Here is a 21,603-nt window from a genome sequence, read left to right on the forward strand (position 1 = left end):
TTTTTCTGTTTCGCTTAAGACGAGAACAGTCTTTAGTTGTATGTGTTAACGTGTTAGTAATTTTAGATAAGCGTAAATTAGAACAAATAAAAAATACTTTTAAAAAAGTCATTTCATTCGAAATGGCTTTTTTACTTTTATAGTCTAAAAAAGTTATATGAAATCATTTATTTCAAATGTAGTTGATGAGGTTTTAAAAAATCAAAAAAACTTAAATGAGTTAACCTTTGTGCTTCCCAGTCAACGTGCTTGTGTGTTTTTAAAAGAAGAGTTGATGCGAAATATTTCAACAACTGCTTTTCTTCCAAAAATTGAAAGTATTGAAAATTATATTCAACAGTTAGCCGATCTTCATTTGATTGACAATACCCAACTTTTATTTGAATTTTATTCTATTTATAAATCGCATCTTCCAACTAATAATTTAGAATCTTTTGAGGCTTTCTCACAATGGGCTACAATTGCTTTGCATGATTTTAATGAGATTGATAGTTATTTGGTGGATACAAATGATTTTTTTGAAAACTTAAAGGATATTAAAAAACTTGATACCTGGTTTTTAGATAAAAAGCCTAGTAAGTTGGCTGTTAATTATTTACATTTTTTCGAAAATTTAAATGTATTATACAACGCATTATATCAAAATTTGAAAAATAATAAATTTGGTTATCAAGGTCTAATTTATAAAGAAGCTACCGCCAATTTAGAGTTTTACATTCAAAATAATACCAATAGTAAGGTTGTTTTTGTTGGTTTTAACGCGTTAAATAAAGCTGAAGAGTACATTTTTCAGGAATTATTAAACAATGGCGTAGCAACGGTTTATTGGGATGCAAATTCTTCTTTTTTTGAAAACACAAATGAAGCAGGAGTTTTCTTAAGAAAATATAAAAAGGAATGGTCTTATTATAAGGAGAATGATTTTTTATGGTCCAATACTCATTTAAATCAAACGCAAGATATTCATTTAATTGGTGCTCCTAAAAACAGTACACAAATTAAATATGCAGGTGAATTATTAGCAAACTTTACTAGTTTTAGTAAAACAGCTTTGGTGCTAGCCGATGAGAATTTGTTAACCTTAACGCTAAACTCTTTGCCAAACAACGTTAACAATATTAATATTACTATGGGATATCCGTTAAAAGATATTCCTGTGGCAGGTTTGTTTGATAAACTGTTTAAAATGCATTTAAATCAACAACGATTTAATAAGGAAACGTCACAGTTTTATTATAAAGATGTAATAAGCTTATTAAATGATCCTTTTTTAAATAAACTTTATAAGGAAGAACTTCAAAATATTATTTCAAAAATAAAAAAAGAGAACAGTATTTTTTTAACGGTTGAAGATTTAACAAAAGATATTTCAAATGAAGATAAATCAAGCCTTTCCGTTTTATTTTCATTATTTACTTTTTCTGCAAATACCAATGAAATTGTGCAGCAATGCGCAGGTTTAATTAATGAATTAAAACCATTTGTTGAAGGTGTTGAAAAAGAATACTTATTTAGATTTTACAATGTTTTTCAGCAATTAGAAACCTTAAATTCTAAGTACAATCATATTTCTGATTTAAAAACTTTGACATTGTTTTACAATCAATTATTGCAAAATGAAAAGTTATCGTTTCAAGGAGAACCTTTGCAAGGTTTACAATTAATGGGAATGTTAGAAACAAGAGCCTTAGATTTTGAAACGGTAATTATAACATCAGTAAACGAAGGAATTTTACCTGGAGGGAAAAATGATTTTTCATTTATTCCTTACGATGTAAAAAAATATTTTGACCTGCCAACATATCAAGAAAAAGATGCCATTTTCTCGTATCATTTTCAACGTTTATTGCAAAGAGCTTCTACTATTTATTTAATTTATAATACCGAAACTGACGGGTATGGCTCAGGTGAAAAAAGTAGATTTTTAACGCAATTAGAAATTAACAATCCAGCTATTACAAAAACAATAATTAGCCCAAAAGTACAACGTTTTGAAACAGATTTGTTGGAAATTAAAAAAACGCCTGAGGTTTTAGAAAAGTTAAAAGAAGTTTTTACAAAAGGAATTTCACCCTCAGCATTGGCAAATTACATATACAATCCAATAAGTTTTTACGAGCAAAAAGTATTAGGAATTAAAGAAGATGATGAGGTTGAAGAAACCATAGCAGCAAACACTATGGGCTCTGTTATACATGATGTGTTAGAGCAAATGTACATTCCGTATATTGGAAAATTTTTGCAGAAAGAACATATTGCTACCATGCAAAAAAATATGATTCCTTTATTGAATACATATTTTGAGAAACATTATTTAAAAGGGAATATTCAAACAGGTAAAAACAAATTAATTTTTGAAGTTAGTAAAAGTTATATTCAACGTTTTTTAAAGCAAGAATTACAACTTCTACAACAAAAAAAAGCTCTCAAAATTATTGCTTTGGAAGGGAACTTAAATAGTGAAATACGTGTTGATGGTGTTGATTTTCCAATTAAATTAAGAGGAATTGTGGATAGAGTTGATGAATTGGATGGCGTAACACGAATTATAGATTATAAAACAGGAAAAGTTGAAAGTGCTCAACTAAAAATTACCGATTTTAGTGTAATAAGTGAAGATTATAAATACACCAAGGCAATGCAAGTTATGTTATATTCGCATATGTTTTTGGCAACTTCAAAGAAAACGTACAATGAATTAGAGAGTGGGATTATTTCTTTTAAAAATTTGCAAGCAGGTTTTTTAAAAATGAATTTTTCAGAAAGTAAAACTAAAGATAACCAGGTTTCTGAAGAGCGCATTAACGATTTTATGTCTGAAATCCATAAAATAATTTTAGAGATTCTAAATCCAATTATTCCATTCAAACAAAATGACAATTTACCATTTTAAATAAAACAATATGAAGTCTATTAAAAATACTGTTATAAAAAGCAAGCAACATAAAAAACCAATAGTAACCGATTTATTTTACAAAGCAAACAATACCAAAAAACCAGTGGTAATTTTTTGTCATGGTTACAAAGGTTATAAAGATTGGGGCGCTTGGAATTTGGCAGCTGAAAAATTTGCTTCTGAAGATTTATTTTTTGTGAAGTTTAATTTTTCTCACAACGGTGGAACTTTAGAAAACCCAATTGATTTTCCAGATTTAGAAGCTTTTGGAAACAATAATTTTGTGCTAGAATTAGATGATTTAGAAACGGTTATTGATTGGTTGTTAAATAATTCAGATTACAAAAATGAAGCAGATTTTGAAAATATTACGTTAATTGGACATTCTCGTGGAGGTGGAATTGTAACTATTAAAGCTGCTGAAAATAATAAAATTTCAAAAATAATTTCTTGGGCAGGTGTTTCAGATTATGGAGTTCGTTTTCCGAAAGATGAAAAAATTCTTCAGTACTGGGAAAAAGAAGGTGTTTCGTACATTGAAAACGCAAGAACAAAGCAACAAATGCCACATTATTTTCAGTTTTACACCAATTTTAAAGAAAATGAAGAGCGATTGACCATTAAAAATGCTGTTGCTAATATTACCATTCCGCAGTTGATTATTCAAGGAGAGTTAGATGAGGTTGTAAAAACCAATGAGGCAGAAAATTTACATAGTTGGAATCCTAAAAGTGAATTGGTAATTGTTAAAGAAATGAATCATCCTTTAGGTTGTACACAGCCTTGGACAGCAACTGAAATGCCTGTTCATTTAGCTGAAGTAGTAAATTATAGTATTCGTTTTATTAAAAAATAACGCTTTTAAGAAAAATGATTAAAAAGGCTGAAATATCAGACATCAATCAATTGTTGCAAATAACAAAAAGTTGTGCAAAAGATATGATTGATAAACAAATTTTTCAATGGAATGAGTTCTACCCTTCAAAAGAAGTACTTCAAAAAGATATTGTTTTACAGCAACTTTGGAAATTAGAAATAGATCAAAATATTATAGGATTAATTGTATTAACCGAAATTGAAGATGCAGAATATGAAAACGTAAAATGGTTAACTAAAAATCATCATAATTTATACATTCATAGGTTAGCTATTCATCCAAAGTTTCAAGGAAAAGGATATGCTCAAAAGTTAATGGAGTTTGCTGAAAACTACGCAATGGAAAATAATTATATTTCAATTAGGTTAGATACTTTTAGCCAAAACAAACGTAATCAGCAGTTTTATAAACAACAAAATTATACACAATTAGGAGCTATTTATTTTCCAAAACAAAGTGAGCATCCTTTTTATTGTTTTGAAAAAATAGTGAATGTATAAAGAATCAAATATTACGTTTAAAGGCATAAATAAATTAGCAATTCCAGCAATTATATCTGGTATTGCAGAACCTTTATTGTCTATTACTGATACTGCAATAGTTGGAAACGTTCCTGTAAATCCTACTGAGGCTTTAGCAGCAGTTGGTATTGCGGGTTCATTTATTTCTGCTTTGGTTTGGATTTTAGCACAAACACGATCCGCAATTTCAGCAATTGTAGCAAAGTATTTAGGTGCTAAAAAGTTAGATGAAATTGCAACGTTACCAGCGCAAATTATAGCTATTAATTTATTTTTAAGTACTGTTATTTATATAGGAACAATATTTTTTACTGAACAAATTTTTAAGTTATACAATGCAGATGGTCTAATTTTAAATTACGCAATAGATTATTATAAAATTAGAGCTATTGGTTTTCCTTTAACGTTATTCGTATTTTCTGTATTTGGGGTTTTTAGAGGTTTACAAAACACCTTTTGGCCAATGGTAATAAGTATTGTTGGTGCTAGTTTAAACATTGCGCTAGACTTTGTATTAGTTTATGGAATTGAAGGTTTTATTGCTCCAATGAATGTAAAAGGAGCTGCTTGGGCTAGTGTTATTGCGCAAGGTGTAATGGCTGTTTTAGCACTTATATTATTGTTGAATAAAACACCTTTTAATTTAAAACTTACATTTCAGCTTAATAAAGAAATTAAAAATTTGTTAGCCATTAGTTTGAATCTTATTATTAGAGCTATGTCTTTAAATGTGGCTTTGTATTTAGCAAATTCATATGCAACAAAATATGGCGAAAATTATATTGCTGCGCAAACCATAGCTTTTCAAATTTGGTTGTTTTTTGCTTTTTTTATTGATGGTTATGCAAGTGTTGGTAATATAGTTTCAGGGAAATTATTGGGAGAGAAAAATTATGAAACAATGTGGAGACTAAGCATTAAGTTAAGTAGATACTCCATTGTTATTGCCGTAATATTAGCTTTAATTTGTGGTGTATTTTATAAGGAAATAGGATTATTATTTTCAAAAGATGAATTTGTGTTGCAATCGTTTTACGGTATATTTTGGATTGTATTATTTATGCAACCTATAAATGCAGTAGCTTTTGTTTTTGATGGTATTTTTAAAGGTCTGGCAGAAGCCGTTACGCTTCGTAACTTATTAATTGTTGCTACTTTTTTAGGGTTTATTCCTACCTTGTTAATTGGAGATTATTTTGATTTAAAGTTATATGCCATTTGGATGGCTTTTACAGTTTGGATGCTTTTACGATCGGGAATTTTGGTTGTAAAATTTAGACAGAAATATTTACATAAAAACACGTAACTTTGAACTCTTATGAGTAACGGAAGTTTATACACACATATTCAAAATAATATTGCAACAATTGAGTTTTTTCACCCAGCGAGCAATTCGTTTCCAAGTGAATTATTAGCTAGGTTAGCCGAGGCATTTAATACGCTTAGTACAAATTCAGAAGTTCATGTAATTGTTTTAAAAAGTGAAAAAGAAAAAGCTTTTTGCGCTGGCGCTTCTTTTGACGAATTGGTTGCTATTTCAACGTTAGAACAAGGAAAACAATTCTTTTTAGGTTTTGCAAACGTTATTAACGCAATGCGAAATTGCTCAAAACTAATTATTGGGCGTGTACAAGGAAAGGCTGTTGGTGGTGGTGTAGGTTTAGCTGCAGCGTGTGATTATTGCCTTGCTACAGAACAAGCATCTATAAAGCTTTCAGAATTAACTATTGGAATTGGTCCTTTTGTAATTGAACCTGCTGTAACTCGTAAAATTGGTGTAGCTGCTTTTTCTGAATTAGCTATAAATGCTACCAATTGGAAAACGGCTTATTGGGCAAAAGAAAAAGGTTTATTTGCTGAAGTTTTTGATTCAATTAAAGAGCTAGATGCTGAAGTAGAACATTTAGCAATAAAACTTTCAACATATAATTCAGAAGCTTTAAAGGCTTTAAAACAAACACTTTGGAGTGGAACGGAAGATTGGAATGTATTGTTAGAAAAAAGAGCAGAAATAAGCGGGAATTTAGTTTTGTCTGAAGCTACAAAAACAGCACTTCAAAAATTTAAAAAATAACAAATGTTAGCAGGTTTTATTGCGTTATTGCAACAAGTTGATATTGAAGAAAAAATAAAAAATGCACCTGATAGTGGTTACGAAATTGGTGTGGTTATAGGTACTTATTTGCCTTTTGTTTTTTTGGTAGCCATTGCTTATTTGGTATTTTATAAAGCAAAAAACAGAAAAGATTTAGACGATTAATTTATAGTTATGAGTAATATTAGAATAACAAAACAATTTGATTTTGAAACTGGTCATGCATTATATGGCTACGACGGAAAATGTAAAAATGTACACGGACATAGTTATAAATTATCTGTTACAGTAATAGGAACGCCAATTACAGATACTTCAAATGTAAAATTTGGAATGGTGATTGATTTTGGTGATTTAAAAAAAATTGTGCTCACTGAAATTGTAGATAAATTTGATCACGCAACTGTATTTAATAAAAATACACCGCACGTTGAATTAGCTGAAGAACTTGAAAAACGAGGGCATAATGTTATTTTAGTAGATTACCAGCCAACAAGTGAAATGATGCTGATTGATTTTGCTGAGAAAATAAAAAAGAATTTACCTGAAACAATTCAGTTACATTCATTAAAATTACAAGAAACCGGAACATCACATGCCGAGTGGTTTGCTTCTGACCAGTAGTACATTTAATGGGAAGTTCCATTTTGACAATACATTAAGAAAAAATCATTATTATTGTAACTAGAAATTTGTGAAAATCACCTTAAATTTATACAATCCGATGATGTCAAAATTGATTTCAAAAAACCTCTTAACCATATTTGTAATAGTTTTATTCATTTCAAACTTTTCAATGCACGCTCAAAATGGGTATGAACTGACTTTTGAAATCAAAAATTATGACAGTTCTGAAATGATTCTGGCATATCACTTAGGAGATAAACAATTTATTAATGACACGTTAAAGGCGGCAAAGCCTGGTTTATTTTTAGCAACCGGAGATGAAGAACTTGATCCCGGAATGTATATTGCGTTTTTTCCTTCATTGAGAAAATCATTCGAGTTTTTGGTAAATAAAGAAGAGCAACATTTCAAACTCTCAACCGATTCAAACAATTTTGTTTCTAATATGCAAGTAGAGAATTCATTTGAGAATAAACTCTATTTTGATTACTTGCAATTTTTAGAACAAAAAAGAGAGGAAGAAAATAAGGAAAATGTTGATAAAGAAGTAGATGCATATCAGAAAAATATCATTAGTGAATATTCAAATAGTTTTACGGCAGCTATTATAAAATCGAGTCGAAATATTACAGTTCCTGAAAATGAAAAACAAGGTAAAGACAAAGGATTTTATTATTATAAAGAGCATTTTTTTGATAATTTAAATTTTGCTGATGAACGTTTGCTGCGTACTCCAATAATTTATTCTAAAATTGATTTGTATATAAGTGATAGGTTAACAATTCAACATCCAGACTCTGTTATTGTCGCAGTAGATAAAGTGCTTAAACTTTTAGAAGTGAATCAAGAAATGTTTAAATATTTTGTGATACGTTTGGTAAATAAATATGCAAAATCTAATACGGTATGTATGGATGCGGTTTATGTACATTTAGTTGATAATTATTATTTAAATGGTAAAACTCCGTGGATTGATAAAGAGCAATTAAAAAAAATGCAGGAAGATGCAAATGATTTACGGCCGTTTCTATGTGGCAAAGTAGCGCCAAACGTTGAAATGCAAAATTTTAAAGTACCTGCGGAGCCAGTTAGTATTCACGATACGAATTCAAAATATACCGTGTTGTATATTTGGGATCTAGATTGTGATTATTGTAAAGAATCGGTGCCAGAACTTGTAAAATTTAAAGATAACCATAAAGATGATGATGTTAGGGTAATAACTATAAGTACATCGACTCATAATGAGTTTGATGAAACCAAAAAAATTATTGAGGAATATAATATGAGCAGACTTATAAACCTAATTGACCCCTATAATCGTTCTAATTTTAGTGAGGAATACCATATAAAATCAACTCCGCAGGTTTTTGTACTTGATGAGAACAAAAAAATTATTTCAAAACGAATTGGTACTAATCAATTGGAAGAATTGTTTGATAAATTGTTGAAGAATGACAAATAGGTTACTTTTTTTAATACTGTAACTTCAGTATTATTTTCCGTTGAAAGAATTCATGGTGTTGTTTAAGCCAGCTGTGCCAAATGATTTTACAAGTTCATGGGCTTTTTCTAGGCGTTCAGGTAACAACTTAAATTCGTCGTTATTCCATTTTCCTAAAACATAATCTACTTGTCTGCCCTTAGAAAACTCATTTCCAACTCCAAACCTAAAACGCGCGTATTTTTGAGTTTGTAACACCGCATTTATGTCTTTTAAGCCATTGTGACCTCCGTCACTTCCTTTTGCTTTTACTCTAATAGCACCAAAATTTAGATTTAAGTCATCACAAATAATCAAGATATTTTCTAGCGTAATGTTTTCTTTGGTCATCCAATATTTAACAGCTTTTCCGCTTAAATTCATAAAAGTTGAAGGTTTTAAAAGTGTAAAAGTTCTTCCTTTAAATCTAAATTTAGCAATACTACCTAGTTTTTGACTTTCAAAAGTAGTACTTTCTTTAGCTGCAATTTCATCTAAAATTTTAAAACCTATATTATGGCGAGTATCGTCATATTTCTCACCAATATTTCCTAAACCAACAATTAAGAATTTTTTCATAAGATCTTCTGTAGTTTCTTTTTTTGTGCCGAATATTTTTTTAATGAATTCGAATAATTGCATTTTGCAAAAGTACTAAAAAGAAAAAGCGTTGCAAATTTGCAACGCTTTTAAATACTTTTACTAAAGTTAAATTATTCAGCAGCTTCTTCAGTTGCTTCGTCTTCATCTTCATCTTCGTCAGTTGCTGCAACAGCACTTCTAGAAGTTCTAACTTGAACAACAACAGAGTTTTCAGGGTGAAGAATAGAGAATTTTTCATCTGCTAATTCAGTAACAAATAATTTGCTTCCAATTTTTAACTTAGAAATATCAGCGTTGATAAAATCAGGTAAGTCTGAAGGTAAAGCTCTTACGCTTAATTTACGCATTGCAAAACGTAAAGAACCACCATTAATTACACCTGGAGAAGTTCCAACTAATCTTACAGGAATTTCCATTGTTACCATTTTATCGTCAAATAATTGGTAGAAATCTATGTGTAAAATTTTGTCAGTTACTGGGTGAAACTGAATATCTTGTAAAATTGCGTGATATGTAGCACCTTCTACTTCAATCATTGCAGTATATACGTTTGCCGTGTACACTAAGTTTTTAAATGCTGTTTCATCAGCTGAAAAGTGTAATGGCTTATCCCCTCCGTATAATACGCAAGGTACCTTTCCAGCATTACGTAAGGCTTTAGTTGATACTTTACCCACGCTTTCTCTTTGAGATCCTTTGATTGTAATTGATTTCATTTTATTTATCTATTTATTATTAATTTACATTAAAAATTGTCCGCTTATTGAGTTGTTATCTTGTACTTTATGCATCACATCTGCGAACAAAGGCGCGCAAGATACAACTTTTATTTTAGAACTCTCTCTTTTTAAAGGAATTGTATCAGAAACAATCAATTCTAATAGTTGAGAGTTTTCAATTTTTTCATATGCTTCACCTGATAAAAGAGGATGTGTACATACGGCACGTACGCTTAAAGCTCCTTTTTCCATCATTACGTTTGCTGCTTTTGCTAAAGTTCCTCCTGTATCAATCATATCATCAACTAAAATTACGTGACGTCCTTCAACCTCACCAATTAATTCCATGGTATCAATAACATTTGCTTTTAAACGTTGTTTGTAACAAATTACCACATCGCTTTCTAAATATTTAGAATATGCATATGCACGTTTAGAACCTCCCATGTCTGGAGATGCAACGGTTAAGTTTTCAAGTTTTAACTCTTTTAAATAAGGTAAAAATATGGTTGAAGCGTATAAGTGATCTACTGGTTTTTCAAAAAATCCTTGAATTTGATCCGCGTGCAAATCCATAGTCATTATTCTAGTAGCACCCGCTGCTTGTAATAAGTTTGCCACTAATTTTGCACCAATAGCAACTCTAGGACGGTCTTTTCTATCTTGTCTTGCCCAACCAAAATATGGCATTACGGCAGTAATATGACGTGCAGAAGCCCTTTTAGCTGCGTCAAGCATTAAAAGCATTTCCATTAAATTATCTGAATTTGGAAAAGTAGATCCAATTATAAAAATACGTCTACCTCTTACAGATTCTACTAATGCGGGTTGAAATTCACCATCGCTAAATTTTGAAATTTCAACATTTCCAAGCTCGCTACCGTAGCATTCGGCAATTTTTTCTGCCAATGCTCTACTTTGTCTGCAAGCAAAAATTTTGGGAGCTAATCGATTACTTTCCATTTTTTAGTTGTGTTTAATGATTCGGTTTTTTATGTGTTGTTGTTTGTTGGGTGCAAATTTAAAATTATTTAAGTAGTAATTATGCAACTTCGTAAAGTTTTTGTGTTTTAGATGAAAAAAAATTATAAATTTGCAATCCATTTCAGCAATGCCTCGATGGCGGAACTGGTAGACGCGCTGGATTCAAAATCCAGTTCTTTCGGGAGTGTGGGTTCGATTCCCACTCGAGGTACTTATAAAAACCTGCTAATTAAATAATTAGCAGGTTTTTTATTTTTTGAATTTTTGCTTTTTAAATTGGGAATCTTTAATGATTTATAACTAATTATGCGTTTTTTTAATATATTAGCTTAGAAAAAATTAGCAATATGTTTTTGAAAAAATGTTTACTGGCGCTGTGTCTTATTCCTACTATTTTATTTGCTTTTGTTGAGCATCAAAATACCGAAGTTTACCCATTAATAAGTTTACAGCAAGAGTCAGAGATGGTTTCAGCTCCAGTAGTTTTTAACTTAGATACACTTTTTTATATAAATAATAGTGCGAATAGTTACCCTGTTACTTTTAGAGCTAACGGTATTTCAGATAGGCTTCAAAAATTCACAAAAAATTACAATGCTATTACTGATAGTGTTTATATTCAGTCTAATAATAATTTTATTGAAACGTATTTTAATGATAAATTGTTATTTATTACTAGTAATATAGATCTTGAAAATAGCGATTTATCATTAATTGAATTGGCGAAAAGTAGAACTAAAAGTGTTCAAAAAAGCCTTGATAAATTAGTGAATTTAACACCAAAAGAATGGTTAATTAGAATTGGGTATTTTACCTTATCGTTAGTTTTTTTAATTGCATTTATAAAATTGGTGAATTGGCTTTTTAGAAAGTTAAATGTGCCTTTGTCAAAAATTGAGAAGAATTTTTTAAGAAAGAACAGAAATATTTTAAGGTATTTTATTCCAAAAAGTACAGCAAATATTTTCGTTTTCATTTCAAATATTGTTCGCATTGTAATAATTGGAGTTGCTTTATTTGTGTATGCGCCATTTATGTTTAGTTTTTTTCCGTGGGCTGAACATTTGGTAAAATTATTTTATGGATACATTGCAACACCGGTTAAATTTGTGGTGTTTGGGTTTATAGATTTTATACCTTCTTTATTTTTTATTTTGGTTATTGCCTTGTTTGCAAGGTATGTTGTTAGGGTAATTAAAGAAATTTCAGCCGATATTGAAATTGGAAAGTTTGAAATTAGAAACTTTCATAAAGATTGGGCAAAACCAACTGGTAATATTCTAAGTATTTTTATTTATGCCTTTTCTTTAGTGTTAATATTTCCATATTTACCAGGTTCGGGTTCTTCAGCTTTCCAAGGTGTTTCTATTTTTATTGGAGCAATTATTTCATTTGGTTCAACTTCAGCAATAGCAAATATTATTGCAGGTATTGTAATAACATATATGCGACCATTTCAAATTGGTGATCGTGTTAGAATTGATAGTATTGTGGGAGATGTTATTGAAAAATCAATTTTGGTAACTCGTATTAGAACACCAAAAAATGAAGATGTTACCATTCCAAATGCAAACATTTTAGTAGGAACAATTATTAACTATTCTAATAATGAAGGCCGAAGTATTATAGTGCATACAACTATTACATTAGGGTACGATTTACCTTGGCAAAAAGTTCATAAGTTATTAATAGAAGCGGCCAATAAAACTACTTTTGTTGAAAAAACACCAGAACCTTTTATACTTCAAAAAAGTTTAGATGATTATTATGTGTCGTATGAATTAAATGCACATACTTTTGAATCAAAAAAAATACCATTCATTTATTCAGAAATACATAAAAATATTTTAGATATATTTAATGATGCCGGTATTGAAATTCTATCACCTGCGTATATGGCAGCAAGAGATGGTAGTTTAACTACTGTTCCAAGTAAATTAAAATCTGAAGATAAAACACCTTTAGATAAAATTGTAGATCATTTAACAGGAAGAAATCAGCAAGTAAAAGTTGAAAAATCAAACGATGATTAGTGACTGTTTTTAAAAATTATTCTAAACCTAAACGCTCAAATAATCCTTGAATATCGTTTGGGAACATATTTTTTGATTGTTTGTTATTTGCTGAATTACTCGGAATTATTTTAGTGTTTTCATCACTATTGATAGCTGTCTTTTTTTTGTTTTTCGATTCTTTTTTTGTCATTTTTCTATGAACTTTTGTAATTAAGAATTACTAAATAACTCGTTTTATTGGGGTTACTGAAAACAGTATAAAGCAAACTATCTATTTTGAAGATATTTAAAAATAATGCAATTATGTGAGTTTTTTGCTATTTTACCCATAAAAAAAGGAAGGATAAACCACACTTGCTTGTGGCAAATGTTTAGTATTTTTGAAAAAAGTTATCTTTCCATTTCAAATATTATGAGAAATTATTTTATAATTGACACTGATCAAAATTCTATTCAAAGTATAAAGAATGTTTTAGAGGATTATTATGAGTTTAATTGTATTGGTGTTTCTAACGATTATGACGATGCAATGAACACTATTTTAAAGGAAACCCCTGATTTAGTGTTTTTTAATTTAGATAATGCTATTGAAAATCCTTTTAAATTTGCGCAGGAACTAAATTTATTTAATGATGATTTCCCTGTTTTTATTGCAATTTCAGCTTCAAAAGATTTGGTTTATGATGTGATAAAAAATGGTTTTTTTGACTTTTTGTTAAACCCATTATCAGAGTTAGAGATTAGAAAGTCTGTGTTAAAAGTGTTGAAAAAAATACCTGCAAGATCTCGAAAAAATATATGCTTAAAATCATATAAAGATTATCAATATTTAAAAACAGATGAAATTTTATTTTTAAAAGCCGATAATAATACAACTGATTTTTATATGAATGATGGAAATGTAATTAGCGCTTTTAAAACATTAAAAACTTTCGAGGAAATTTTGCCAAACAATTTCCATAGAATTCATAAAAGCTATATTATTAATAAAAATTTTGTTTCAAGAATACAGTATGGTAAATTTACATGTACTATAAAACGAAACAACTACGAAGTGCCTTTTACTAAGACATATATTAATAATATTGAGAGTATGAATAAAGCACTTTCAGAATATTCTTACCAATCTTTAAATTAATCTCCCTTTCAAATAGTACACTTTTACTTATAAACAGTATGCTTTTACTAAAGAATGTAATAATAGGTAGTTACATCTTCAAGTTTGTTCTAATTTAGCCTCAGATTTAAACGTTAAAAGTTTCTTTTTTTAACAAATTAGTACCTAAAATTTGAAGCCGTTTAAATCTTAAAAAAACGATTTTAACAAATTAAAAAACATATTGTCCAATTTACACCCTATTAAATTATGAAAACTATTAAATTTATCTTCGCATTTGTATTATTCGCAACTTTATTAACTTCTTGTTCTGCAACTTCAGTATCTGATGATGATGAATTGTACTCAGTAGAAAACACACAAGCAACAGGAGAGGAAAGTAGTGCTGATGTAATTAGAGAAAGAAACTAAGTAATAGTTATTCTATAAAAGTTAAAAGCCTTACACATTTGTGTAAGGCTTTTTTTAGTAGCTTTGTTTTTAAACTAGCTAATTTTGAAAACACCTCTATCTTATATTTTTTATAATTTTCTGTTAATCCTAATATTTATGGGATGTAGTGAAGATGTTAAAGAAAATGATTTGGTTGATTCAAAAATTGATAATACGGATGTTTGGTTAGCCCAATCAAAAAGCAGAAAGTTAACTATAGAAGAGCGCAAAAAAGCTTTAGAAAAAGCTTTTGAAGCTGCAGAATCAAAAAAATCAGATACATTAAAAAGCTATTACTTTTCAAAAATTGCATTTGAAGCAGAGCTATTAAATAACGACCCATTATTTAAAAAAGTAAATTTAGACAACCTAAGCTTAGCAACTAAACTGCAAGATACCTTTAAAATTGGTGATGCTCATTGGAATTACGGCTCTTATTATCAAAAAAAAGAGGTGATTGACAGTGCATATTATCACTATCATAAAGCTTACGAAAGTTTTAAGAGTATAAAACATGAATTGTATACAGCTAATATGCTGTACAATTTGGGTTTTATTCAGGGTCGAATAAAGGATTATACCGGTAGTGAAATTTCATTGATTGAAGCTATAGCCATTTATAAAAAGTTAGATAGGCCCAGAAATTTATACAGATGTTATAATTACTTAGGGATTGTTTACAATAATTTGGAAGAATTTGACCGATCTATCTATTACCATAACAAAGCCATTGAATATTTAGAAAAAGTAAAAGAAGTAGATAAGAGAAATTTTAAAGAATGGAGTTTAAGTAATATTGGCTTGGTATACCAAAAACAGCGCAATTACGAATCTGCTATTGAAAGTTTTGAAAGTGCTATAGAAAACAGCGATTTAAAGAAGAACGATCTCAATTTTTATGCGCGTTTAAGAGATAATATTGCGTATACCAATTTTTTAAATGCAGACACTACAGATGTTGAAAAAGAATTTAAATATGCTTTAAAAATAAGAGATAGTCTTAAAAATATTTCTGGAGTTGTAATTAGTAACCGTCATTTATCTGAGTTTTACGCAGCTAAGTATGATACTGTAAAAGCCGTACAATTTGGGATTGAAGCTTATAATTTAGCGGAGCAAGTAGATAATAACCGAGATAAATTAGAAACCTTATTATTGCTTTCAAAAGTAAACAAACCAAAGTCTCATATTTATTTAGCTGAGTATGTGCATTTAAATGATAGTTTACAAATTGAAGAGCGTAAAACAAGAAATAAATTTACGCGAATCCGGTTTGAAACAGATGAATATATTGAGGCTACTGAAAAATTAACACAAGAAAGAATTTTAATATTAATAGGTGCAGTTTTTTTGCTGTCAATTCTTTCCTTTGCCTATTTTTTAAGAGCACAAAGAGCCAAAACCAAAGAGCTGTTATTTGAAAGAGAGCAACAAAAAGCCAATGAAGAAATATTCTCATTAATGCTAAAACAACAATCTAAGTTAGAAGAAGGTCGTATGAAAGAACGACATAGAATTTCTGCAGATTTACATGATGGTGTTTTAGGGAAAATTTTTGGAACCAGATTGGGACTCGGATTTTTAAATATTAAAGGAGACACTGAAACTATAGAAAAACATCAAGTGTATATCGATGAGCTTCAGAATATTGAAAAAGAAATACGAACTATTTCTCACGAACTTAAGAACGAAATTTTATCTTCAAAGGAAGATTTCTTCAAAATTATTGAGGATTTAATAAAACAAAAGAGTAAATTAGGGGTGTTCGAATATGAATATATCTATGATAGTACTATCAATTGTGATGAAATAAGTGATGATGTAAAAATTAATTATTATAGAATTACTCAAGAAGCATTGCAAAATATTATTAAATATTCTGAAGCCAATCACGTAAAAATAATGTTTAAGTTAAAAAATAACAATTTAAAGTTAGTGATTAAAGACAATGGAATAGGTTTTGATGTTGAAGGAAAACGAAAAGGAATAGGCTTAAAAAATATGGTTTCAAGAACACAAAATATTAACGGAATTTTCGAAATAAAATCTAAACTAAATAAAGGAACCACAATTTCTGTAGAGTCTCCAATGCAATAATAAAGTAACATGAGTAAAATTTATAGTGTATTAATTGTTGATGATCATCCAATAATTGCTGATGCGTATAAAAGTGCCTTTGATTATATAAGTTCAGAAAATGATGAACTTAAATTTGACATTACTATTGTAAATAATAGTGATGATGCTATTGAAACAATTACAAAAGCATCTAAAGCAAATGGAATTGATATTGTATTTTTAGATATTTCTTTACCACCTTCAACTGATGGAAAAATTTTATCAGGAGAAGACATTGGTATAAAAATTAGGCAAATAATTCCTAATTGTAAAATTATAATTGCAACTACATTTAATGATAATTATAGAATTCAAGTTATCTTAAAAAATGTAAATCCTGATGGGTTTTTAATTAAAAATGATGTAAATAAAAATGAATTAGTTACCTCAATAAAAACCATTTTAGCTGATACTCCTTATTACAGTAAATCTGTTTTAGAACTGTTTAGAAAACAATCATCTATAGATTATAAATTAGATAAAATTGATCGTCAATTATTGTACGAAATGTCTATTGGTACAAAAATGAAAGATCTTCCTAAAATAATTCCAATGTCAATGACTGGTCTTGAAAAAAGAAAGAAACATTTAAAAGTTCTTTTTGAAGTAAAAGAAAATGATGATAGAGAGTTAATATTAAAAGCAAAAGAAAAAGGATTCATATAATTATGAATCCTTTTTTACTATAAAAAAAGTTTTTGGGGTTGATTATCTTTTTATAGATACTCAAATATATAATGAAACTTTTTTCAAAAAAAGTCTTGGAGATAAAATTTTATTGGGAAACCTAATGTTTATGGAAAGCACCTAAATTTTGTAAGGTAAAACCATATTTTAGGTATTCAATTTTAATTTTTGATTTAAGGTAGTTAAAAAGTTGTATCAAATTAGGAAAAATTTAACACTATACAATTAAGGGGCTTCTATTATTTTGCGTCTTACTAATTAATATTCATTAATTTTGACAACTTTAAAAAGACACATAAGTTTTATGAAAAATTTATTCCTCCTACTATTTTGTATTGTAATTGGCACAACAAGTTATGCGCAAATTCATGACCCTGTAAAATGGGCTACTTCAACTGAAAAAATTTCAGACACTGAATTTGATTTAGTAATTACTGCAAATATTGATCATAATTGGCATTTATATTCTCAAAATGTTCCTGAAGATGGTCCAATACCAACATCTTTTGCATTTACAACTTCTGATGGTTTTGAATTGATTGGTGATACTTCTGAAGAAGAAGGACATACTGTAGACGATCCAGTTTTTGGAATGAAAATTAAATATTTTGAAAACGCTGCTACCTTTAAACAGCGTATTAAACTCACAAATTCAGCCTTAAATACTATTATTGGTGAAGTTGAATTTATGGTTTGTGATGATGCAAATTGTTTGCCTCCAACTTTTGTAGATTTAGAGTTTAATATTTCTGAAGCTACCGTAAGTACTTCAAAAACAGCAGCTGTTGCAACGGTAAAGAATCAAGAAAAATCATCCAATAAAAGTTTACTTGGTATATTTATTATTGCCTTCTTCTCTGGGTTTGCAGCTTTGTTAACGCCTTGTGTTTTTCCAATGATTCCTATGACGGTGAGCTTTTTCACAAAACAAAGCAAAAGCAAAGCAAAAGGTGTTAAAAACGCAATTATTTACGGTTTATCAATTGTAATTATATATGTGTTATTAGGTTCTTTTGTAAGCGCTATTTTTGGTGCCGATGCATTAAATGCCTTATCAACAAATGTGTGGTTTAACGTTATATTCTTTTTATTACTTCTTGTTTTTGCAGTTTCTTTCTTGGGAGCTTTTGAAATTACCTTGCCAAGTTCTTGGGGAACTAAAATTGATGCTCAGGCTGATAGAGGTGGTATGATTGGAATTTTCTTTATGGCATTGGCTTTAGCTATTGTTTCATTTTCTTGTACCGGTCCTATTGTTGGAACATTATTAGTTGAAGCAGCTGCAGGAGGAAATCAAGTTGGACCAATTGTTGGTATGCTAGGATTTTCATTAGCCTTAGCAATTCCTTTTGCATTATTTGCAGCATTCCCAGGTTGGTTAAATTCGTTACCAAAATCTGGAGGTTGGTTAAATACAGTTAAAGTTGTATTAGGGTTTTTAGAATTGGCATTAGCGTTTAAATTTTTATCAAATGCAGATTTAGTATTGCAATTACATTGGTTAGAACGTGAGGTTTTCTTAGCAATTTGGATAGCTATTTTTGGAACATTAGCGTTATATCTATTCGGAAAAATACAATTACCACACGATTCTCCTATTACACATATTTCAGTAGGAAGGTTAAGTTTAGGTTTACTTTCATTAACATTTGTATTGTATATGTTACCTGGTCTTTGGGGAGCGCCTTTAAACTTAATAAGTGCATTTCCACCAGCACAACATTATAGCGAATCGCCATACGGCGTAGGTTTTACAAAGTTAAGCGATGGTTTAGAGGTTGGAGCTGCACACTCTGAAATTCCTGAAGGAGCACATTTAATGCCACCTCATAACATTTTAGCATTTAACGATTATGATTTAGGTGTTGCGTATGCTAAAAAAGTAAACAAACCTATTATGCTTGATTTTACAGGGCACGCTTGTGTAAATTGTAGAAAAATGGAGCAAAATGTATGGGCAAAAGATAAAATTTTACCAATTTTAAGAAATGATGTAGTTTTAATTTCTTTGTATGTTGATGATAAAAGACTTTTACCAAAAGATGAAGTAATTGAATCAAAATTACGTCCAGGTAAAAAATTAAAATACATCGGTCAAAAATGGAGCGAATTTCAAACCATAAAGTTTGGGGCAAATGCACAACCTTTTTATGTGTTAATGGATTTAAATGAAGAAAATTTGAATGATCCTACGGCATACACACCAGATGTTGATGAATACCACGATTGGTTAAAAGACGGAATTTCAAACTTTAAAAAGTAATTGAATACATGAGTAATTCAAAAAATATGTCAGATTTAGAAATTTATTTTCAACAGTTTAGAAAAAATATTGTTGGTGTTGATTATACGTTTGAATCACCGTACGGGACAAAAGAAATTATTTATACTGATTGGACAGCTAGCGGACGATTGTATCGTCCAATTGAAGAGAAATTATTGAATGAATTTGGTCCTTTTGTTGCAAATACACACACTGAAACTTCAATAACAGGTTCAGCAATGACTATGGCGTACCACAAAGCCAGAAGCATTATAAAAGAGCATGTTAATGCAAGTTCAAATGATGTTTTAATTACCGAAGGAACCGGTATGACAGGTGTGATAAATAAATTACAACGAATTTTGGGTTTAAAGGTTTCTGAGAATTTAAAAGAGCATACACAAATTCCTACAGAATTAAAACCAATTGTTTTTATTACGCATATGGAACATCATTCTAATCAAACATCTTGGTTAGAAACTATTGCAGATGTGGTTATAATTCCTTGTCAAGAATCTGGTTTAATTTGTTTTAATAGTTATAAAAAACTTTTGGAAGAACATAAAGACAGACCCATTAAAATTGCATCAGTCACAGCATGTTCAAACGTAACTGGAATTAGAACTGACTACCATAGAATTGCTAAAATAACACATCAAAATGGCGGACTTTGTTTTGTTGATTTTGCTTGTTCTGCACCTTATGTTGAAATTAATATGCATCCGCAAGATGAAGATGCTTATTTAGATGCTATTTTCTTTTCTCCGCATAAATTTTTAGGTGGCCCAGGAACTTCAGGTGTGTTAATTTTCAATAAAAAATTATATAAAAACATTGTGCCAGATAATCCAGGTGGTGGTACAGTAAGTTATACAAATCCGTGGGGAGATCACGATTATATTGATGATATTGAAACGCGTGAAGATGGTGGTACACCAGGCTTTATGCAAACCATTAAAATTGCTTTAGCTATTCAGCTAAAAGAAAAAATGGGTATTCAAAACATATTAGATAGAGAGCATGAAATTAATGAATTAATTTTTGAAAAACTCAGCAAAATTCCAAACGTAACAATATTAGCAGATCAGCATACAAATCGTTTAGGAGTATTTTCTTTTTATGTTGAAAATGCACATTATAATTTAATTGTTAAACTGCTAAACGATCGTTTTGGTGTACAAACTAGAGGAGGTTGTTCTTGTGCTGGAACTTATGGACATTTTTTATTACACGTAGATCAAAAAGCATCAAAAGATATAGAAAAACAAATTGTTGAAGGGTGTTTAACAGAGCGCCCAGGATGGGTTCGTATGTCTATTCATCCTACCATTACAAATCAAGAAGTTTTGTATGTATGCGAAAGTATAAAAGAAGTTGCTGAAAATCATTTGGAATGGGCCAAAGCATATGAATATAAATCTGATAAAAACGAATTTGTTCATAAATCAGCGAAGGCTATTGAACCAGAAATTGTAAATAATTGGTTTAAGTAGTTCTTTTAAGGAGGCATTTTTTCTATATTTGAACGAACTTAATTAAACCCCAAATGGATAATTTAATCTTTTTCGTAAAAGAAGGCTTTTTTCATGTGTTAGACTGGAAAGCTTATGACCATGTATTATTTTTAATAGCACTTGCAGTAGTGTACGATTTTAAGAATTGGAAAAAAATATTTTGGTTAATTACCCTATTTACAATAGGTCATACCGTATCATTATTATTAGCAGCATACAACGTAGTTTCAGTAAGTAAAGCTTGGATAGAGTTTTTAATTCCGTTAACTATTTTTATTACCGCTTTGGTGAATATTTTTTATGCCAAAACAGCTTCAAAAGACACAAAAACAAACACTAATTTATTTTTCGCGTTATTTTTTGGGTTAATTCACGGCTTAGGTTTTTCTGGTTATTTTAAAATGTTGATAGGTTCAGAAAGTAATAAATTTTTACCATTATTAGAATTTGCCTTAGGAGTTGAATTAGCACAAGTTGTTATTGTAATAGTAATATTATTACTTGGATTTATTTTTCAAACAATATTTCGTTTTTCAAAGCGTGATTGGATACTAGTTATTTCATCAATTGTAATTGGTGTGGTAATACCAATGTTGATTAATAATTGGATTTGGTAAAAATTTAACTATGTGATTTTAAGATTCTTACTATT

20 protein-coding genes and 1 tRNA gene are annotated in these 21,603 nt (G+C 29.4%); 17 read left to right on the forward strand and 4 right to left on the reverse strand.

From position 1 onward, the window contains the following. Positions 1–157: 157 nt before the first annotated feature. From ACFQ5N_RS04000 to ACFQ5N_RS04035, 8 genes are all read left to right on the forward strand, one after another. A complete protein-coding gene (locus ACFQ5N_RS04000) occupies positions 158–2,893 on the forward strand; it encodes a PD-(D/E)XK nuclease family protein (protein WP_386807932.1) in 2,736 nt (911 codons plus the stop codon). Between the two features lie 10 nt (positions 2,894–2,903). After that, complete coding sequence (locus ACFQ5N_RS04005; protein WP_386807934.1) at positions 2,904–3,752, forward strand: alpha/beta hydrolase family protein; 849 nt, start codon at positions 2,904–2,906, stop codon at positions 3,750–3,752. A 14-nt stretch (positions 3,753–3,766) separates the two neighbouring features. Then, positions 3,767–4,273: a GNAT family N-acetyltransferase gene (locus ACFQ5N_RS04010; protein ID WP_386807936.1), complete on the forward strand. Its 507-nt coding sequence runs from the start codon at positions 3,767–3,769 to the stop codon at positions 4,271–4,273. Further along, complete coding sequence (locus ACFQ5N_RS04015) at positions 4,266–5,600, forward strand: MATE family efflux transporter (protein ID WP_386807938.1); 1,335 nt, start codon at positions 4,266–4,268, stop codon at positions 5,598–5,600. Before ACFQ5N_RS04010 ends, ACFQ5N_RS04015 begins: the two co-directional genes overlap by 8 nt. A gap of 12 nt (positions 5,601–5,612) precedes the next feature. Next, the gene (locus ACFQ5N_RS04020; RefSeq protein ID WP_386807941.1) at positions 5,613–6,368 is read left to right on the forward strand and encodes an enoyl-CoA hydratase/isomerase family protein; all 756 of its coding nucleotides are present in this window, start codon (positions 5,613–5,615) and stop codon (positions 6,366–6,368) included. A gap of 3 nt (positions 6,369–6,371) precedes the next feature. After that, complete coding sequence (locus ACFQ5N_RS04025) at positions 6,372–6,554, forward strand: hypothetical protein (RefSeq protein ID WP_386807943.1); 183 nt, start codon at positions 6,372–6,374, stop codon at positions 6,552–6,554. Between the two features lie 9 nt (positions 6,555–6,563). Further along, complete coding sequence (locus ACFQ5N_RS04030) at positions 6,564–7,013, forward strand: 6-pyruvoyl trahydropterin synthase family protein (RefSeq protein WP_386807945.1); 450 nt, start codon at positions 6,564–6,566, stop codon at positions 7,011–7,013. Between the two features lie 172 nt (positions 7,014–7,185). Then, entirely contained in the window at positions 7,186–8,481 is a 1,296-nt protein-coding gene (locus ACFQ5N_RS04035; protein WP_386807947.1) for a redoxin domain-containing protein, read from the forward strand. A 30-nt stretch (positions 8,482–8,511) separates the two neighbouring features. Here ACFQ5N_RS04035 and pth read toward each other — a convergent pair whose 3' ends face one another. The 3 genes from pth to ACFQ5N_RS04050 all read right to left on the reverse strand — a co-directional run bounded on the left by pth (position 8,512) and on the right by ACFQ5N_RS04050 (position 10,784). Beyond that, the gene (pth, locus tag ACFQ5N_RS04040; protein WP_386807949.1) at positions 8,512–9,078 is read right to left on the reverse strand and encodes an aminoacyl-tRNA hydrolase; all 567 of its coding nucleotides are present in this window, start codon (positions 9,076–9,078) and stop codon (positions 8,512–8,514) included. Between the two features lie 134 nt (positions 9,079–9,212). Next, on the reverse strand, positions 9,213–9,818 hold the full coding sequence (locus tag ACFQ5N_RS04045; RefSeq protein WP_386807952.1) for a 50S ribosomal protein L25/general stress protein Ctc: 606 nt from the start codon (positions 9,816–9,818) through the stop codon (positions 9,213–9,215). Between the two features lie 24 nt (positions 9,819–9,842). Then, positions 9,843–10,784 carry a ribose-phosphate pyrophosphokinase gene (locus ACFQ5N_RS04050; RefSeq protein WP_386807954.1) on the reverse strand — a complete coding sequence of 314 codons (942 nt, stop codon included), beginning with the start codon at positions 10,782–10,784 and terminating at the stop codon, positions 9,843–9,845. Positions 10,785–10,934: 150 nt separating this feature from the next. Between ACFQ5N_RS04050 and ACFQ5N_RS04055 the strand changes: the two genes are divergently transcribed. Together ACFQ5N_RS04055 and ACFQ5N_RS04060 are read left to right on the forward strand one after the other, a co-directional pair. Then, positions 10,935–11,016 (forward strand) — tRNA-Leu (locus ACFQ5N_RS04055). A 136-nt stretch (positions 11,017–11,152) separates the two neighbouring features. After that, on the forward strand, positions 11,153–12,838 hold the full coding sequence (locus tag ACFQ5N_RS04060) for a mechanosensitive ion channel family protein (RefSeq protein ID WP_386807956.1): 1,686 nt from the start codon (positions 11,153–11,155) through the stop codon (positions 12,836–12,838). A gap of 16 nt (positions 12,839–12,854) precedes the next feature. Here ACFQ5N_RS04060 and ACFQ5N_RS04065 read toward each other — a convergent pair whose 3' ends face one another. Continuing rightward, the gene (locus ACFQ5N_RS04065) at positions 12,855–13,010 is read right to left on the reverse strand and encodes a hypothetical protein (RefSeq protein WP_386807958.1); all 156 of its coding nucleotides are present in this window, start codon (positions 13,008–13,010) and stop codon (positions 12,855–12,857) included. Between the two features lie 222 nt (positions 13,011–13,232). Here ACFQ5N_RS04065 and ACFQ5N_RS04070 point away from each other — a divergent pair, with 222 nt between their 5' ends. The 7 genes from ACFQ5N_RS04070 to ACFQ5N_RS04100 all read left to right on the forward strand — a co-directional run bounded on the left by ACFQ5N_RS04070 (position 13,233) and on the right by ACFQ5N_RS04100 (position 21,568). Continuing rightward, positions 13,233–13,958: a LytR/AlgR family response regulator transcription factor gene (locus tag ACFQ5N_RS04070; protein ID WP_386807960.1), complete on the forward strand. Its 726-nt coding sequence runs from the start codon at positions 13,233–13,235 to the stop codon at positions 13,956–13,958. A gap of 228 nt (positions 13,959–14,186) precedes the next feature. After that, complete coding sequence (locus ACFQ5N_RS04075) at positions 14,187–14,348, forward strand: hypothetical protein (protein WP_386807961.1); 162 nt, start codon at positions 14,187–14,189, stop codon at positions 14,346–14,348. Positions 14,349–14,486: 138 nt separating this feature from the next. Beyond that, positions 14,487–16,466: a tetratricopeptide repeat-containing sensor histidine kinase gene (locus tag ACFQ5N_RS04080; RefSeq protein ID WP_386807963.1), complete on the forward strand. Its 1,980-nt coding sequence runs from the start codon at positions 14,487–14,489 to the stop codon at positions 16,464–16,466. A 9-nt stretch (positions 16,467–16,475) separates the two neighbouring features. Continuing rightward, positions 16,476–17,153 (forward strand): response regulator, encoded by a 678-nt coding sequence (locus ACFQ5N_RS04085; protein WP_386807965.1) that lies wholly within the window; start codon positions 16,476–16,478, stop codon positions 17,151–17,153. A gap of 325 nt (positions 17,154–17,478) precedes the next feature. Then, positions 17,479–19,437 carry a protein-disulfide reductase DsbD family protein gene (locus ACFQ5N_RS04090; protein WP_386807967.1) on the forward strand — a complete coding sequence of 653 codons (1,959 nt, stop codon included), beginning with the start codon at positions 17,479–17,481 and terminating at the stop codon, positions 19,435–19,437. A gap of 8 nt (positions 19,438–19,445) precedes the next feature. Further along, positions 19,446–20,930: an aminotransferase class V-fold PLP-dependent enzyme gene (locus ACFQ5N_RS04095; RefSeq protein WP_386807968.1), complete on the forward strand. Its 1,485-nt coding sequence runs from the start codon at positions 19,446–19,448 to the stop codon at positions 20,928–20,930. A gap of 53 nt (positions 20,931–20,983) precedes the next feature. Beyond that, positions 20,984–21,568 carry a HupE/UreJ family protein gene (locus ACFQ5N_RS04100; RefSeq protein ID WP_386807969.1) on the forward strand — a complete coding sequence of 195 codons (585 nt, stop codon included), beginning with the start codon at positions 20,984–20,986 and terminating at the stop codon, positions 21,566–21,568. Positions 21,569–21,603: the final 35 nt, after the last annotated feature.

Origin of the sequence: Lutibacter holmesii (assembly GCF_042679665.1) — a bacterium.
In the GTDB taxonomy this organism is placed as follows: domain Bacteria; phylum Bacteroidota; class Bacteroidia; order Flavobacteriales; family Flavobacteriaceae; genus Lutibacter; species Lutibacter holmesii.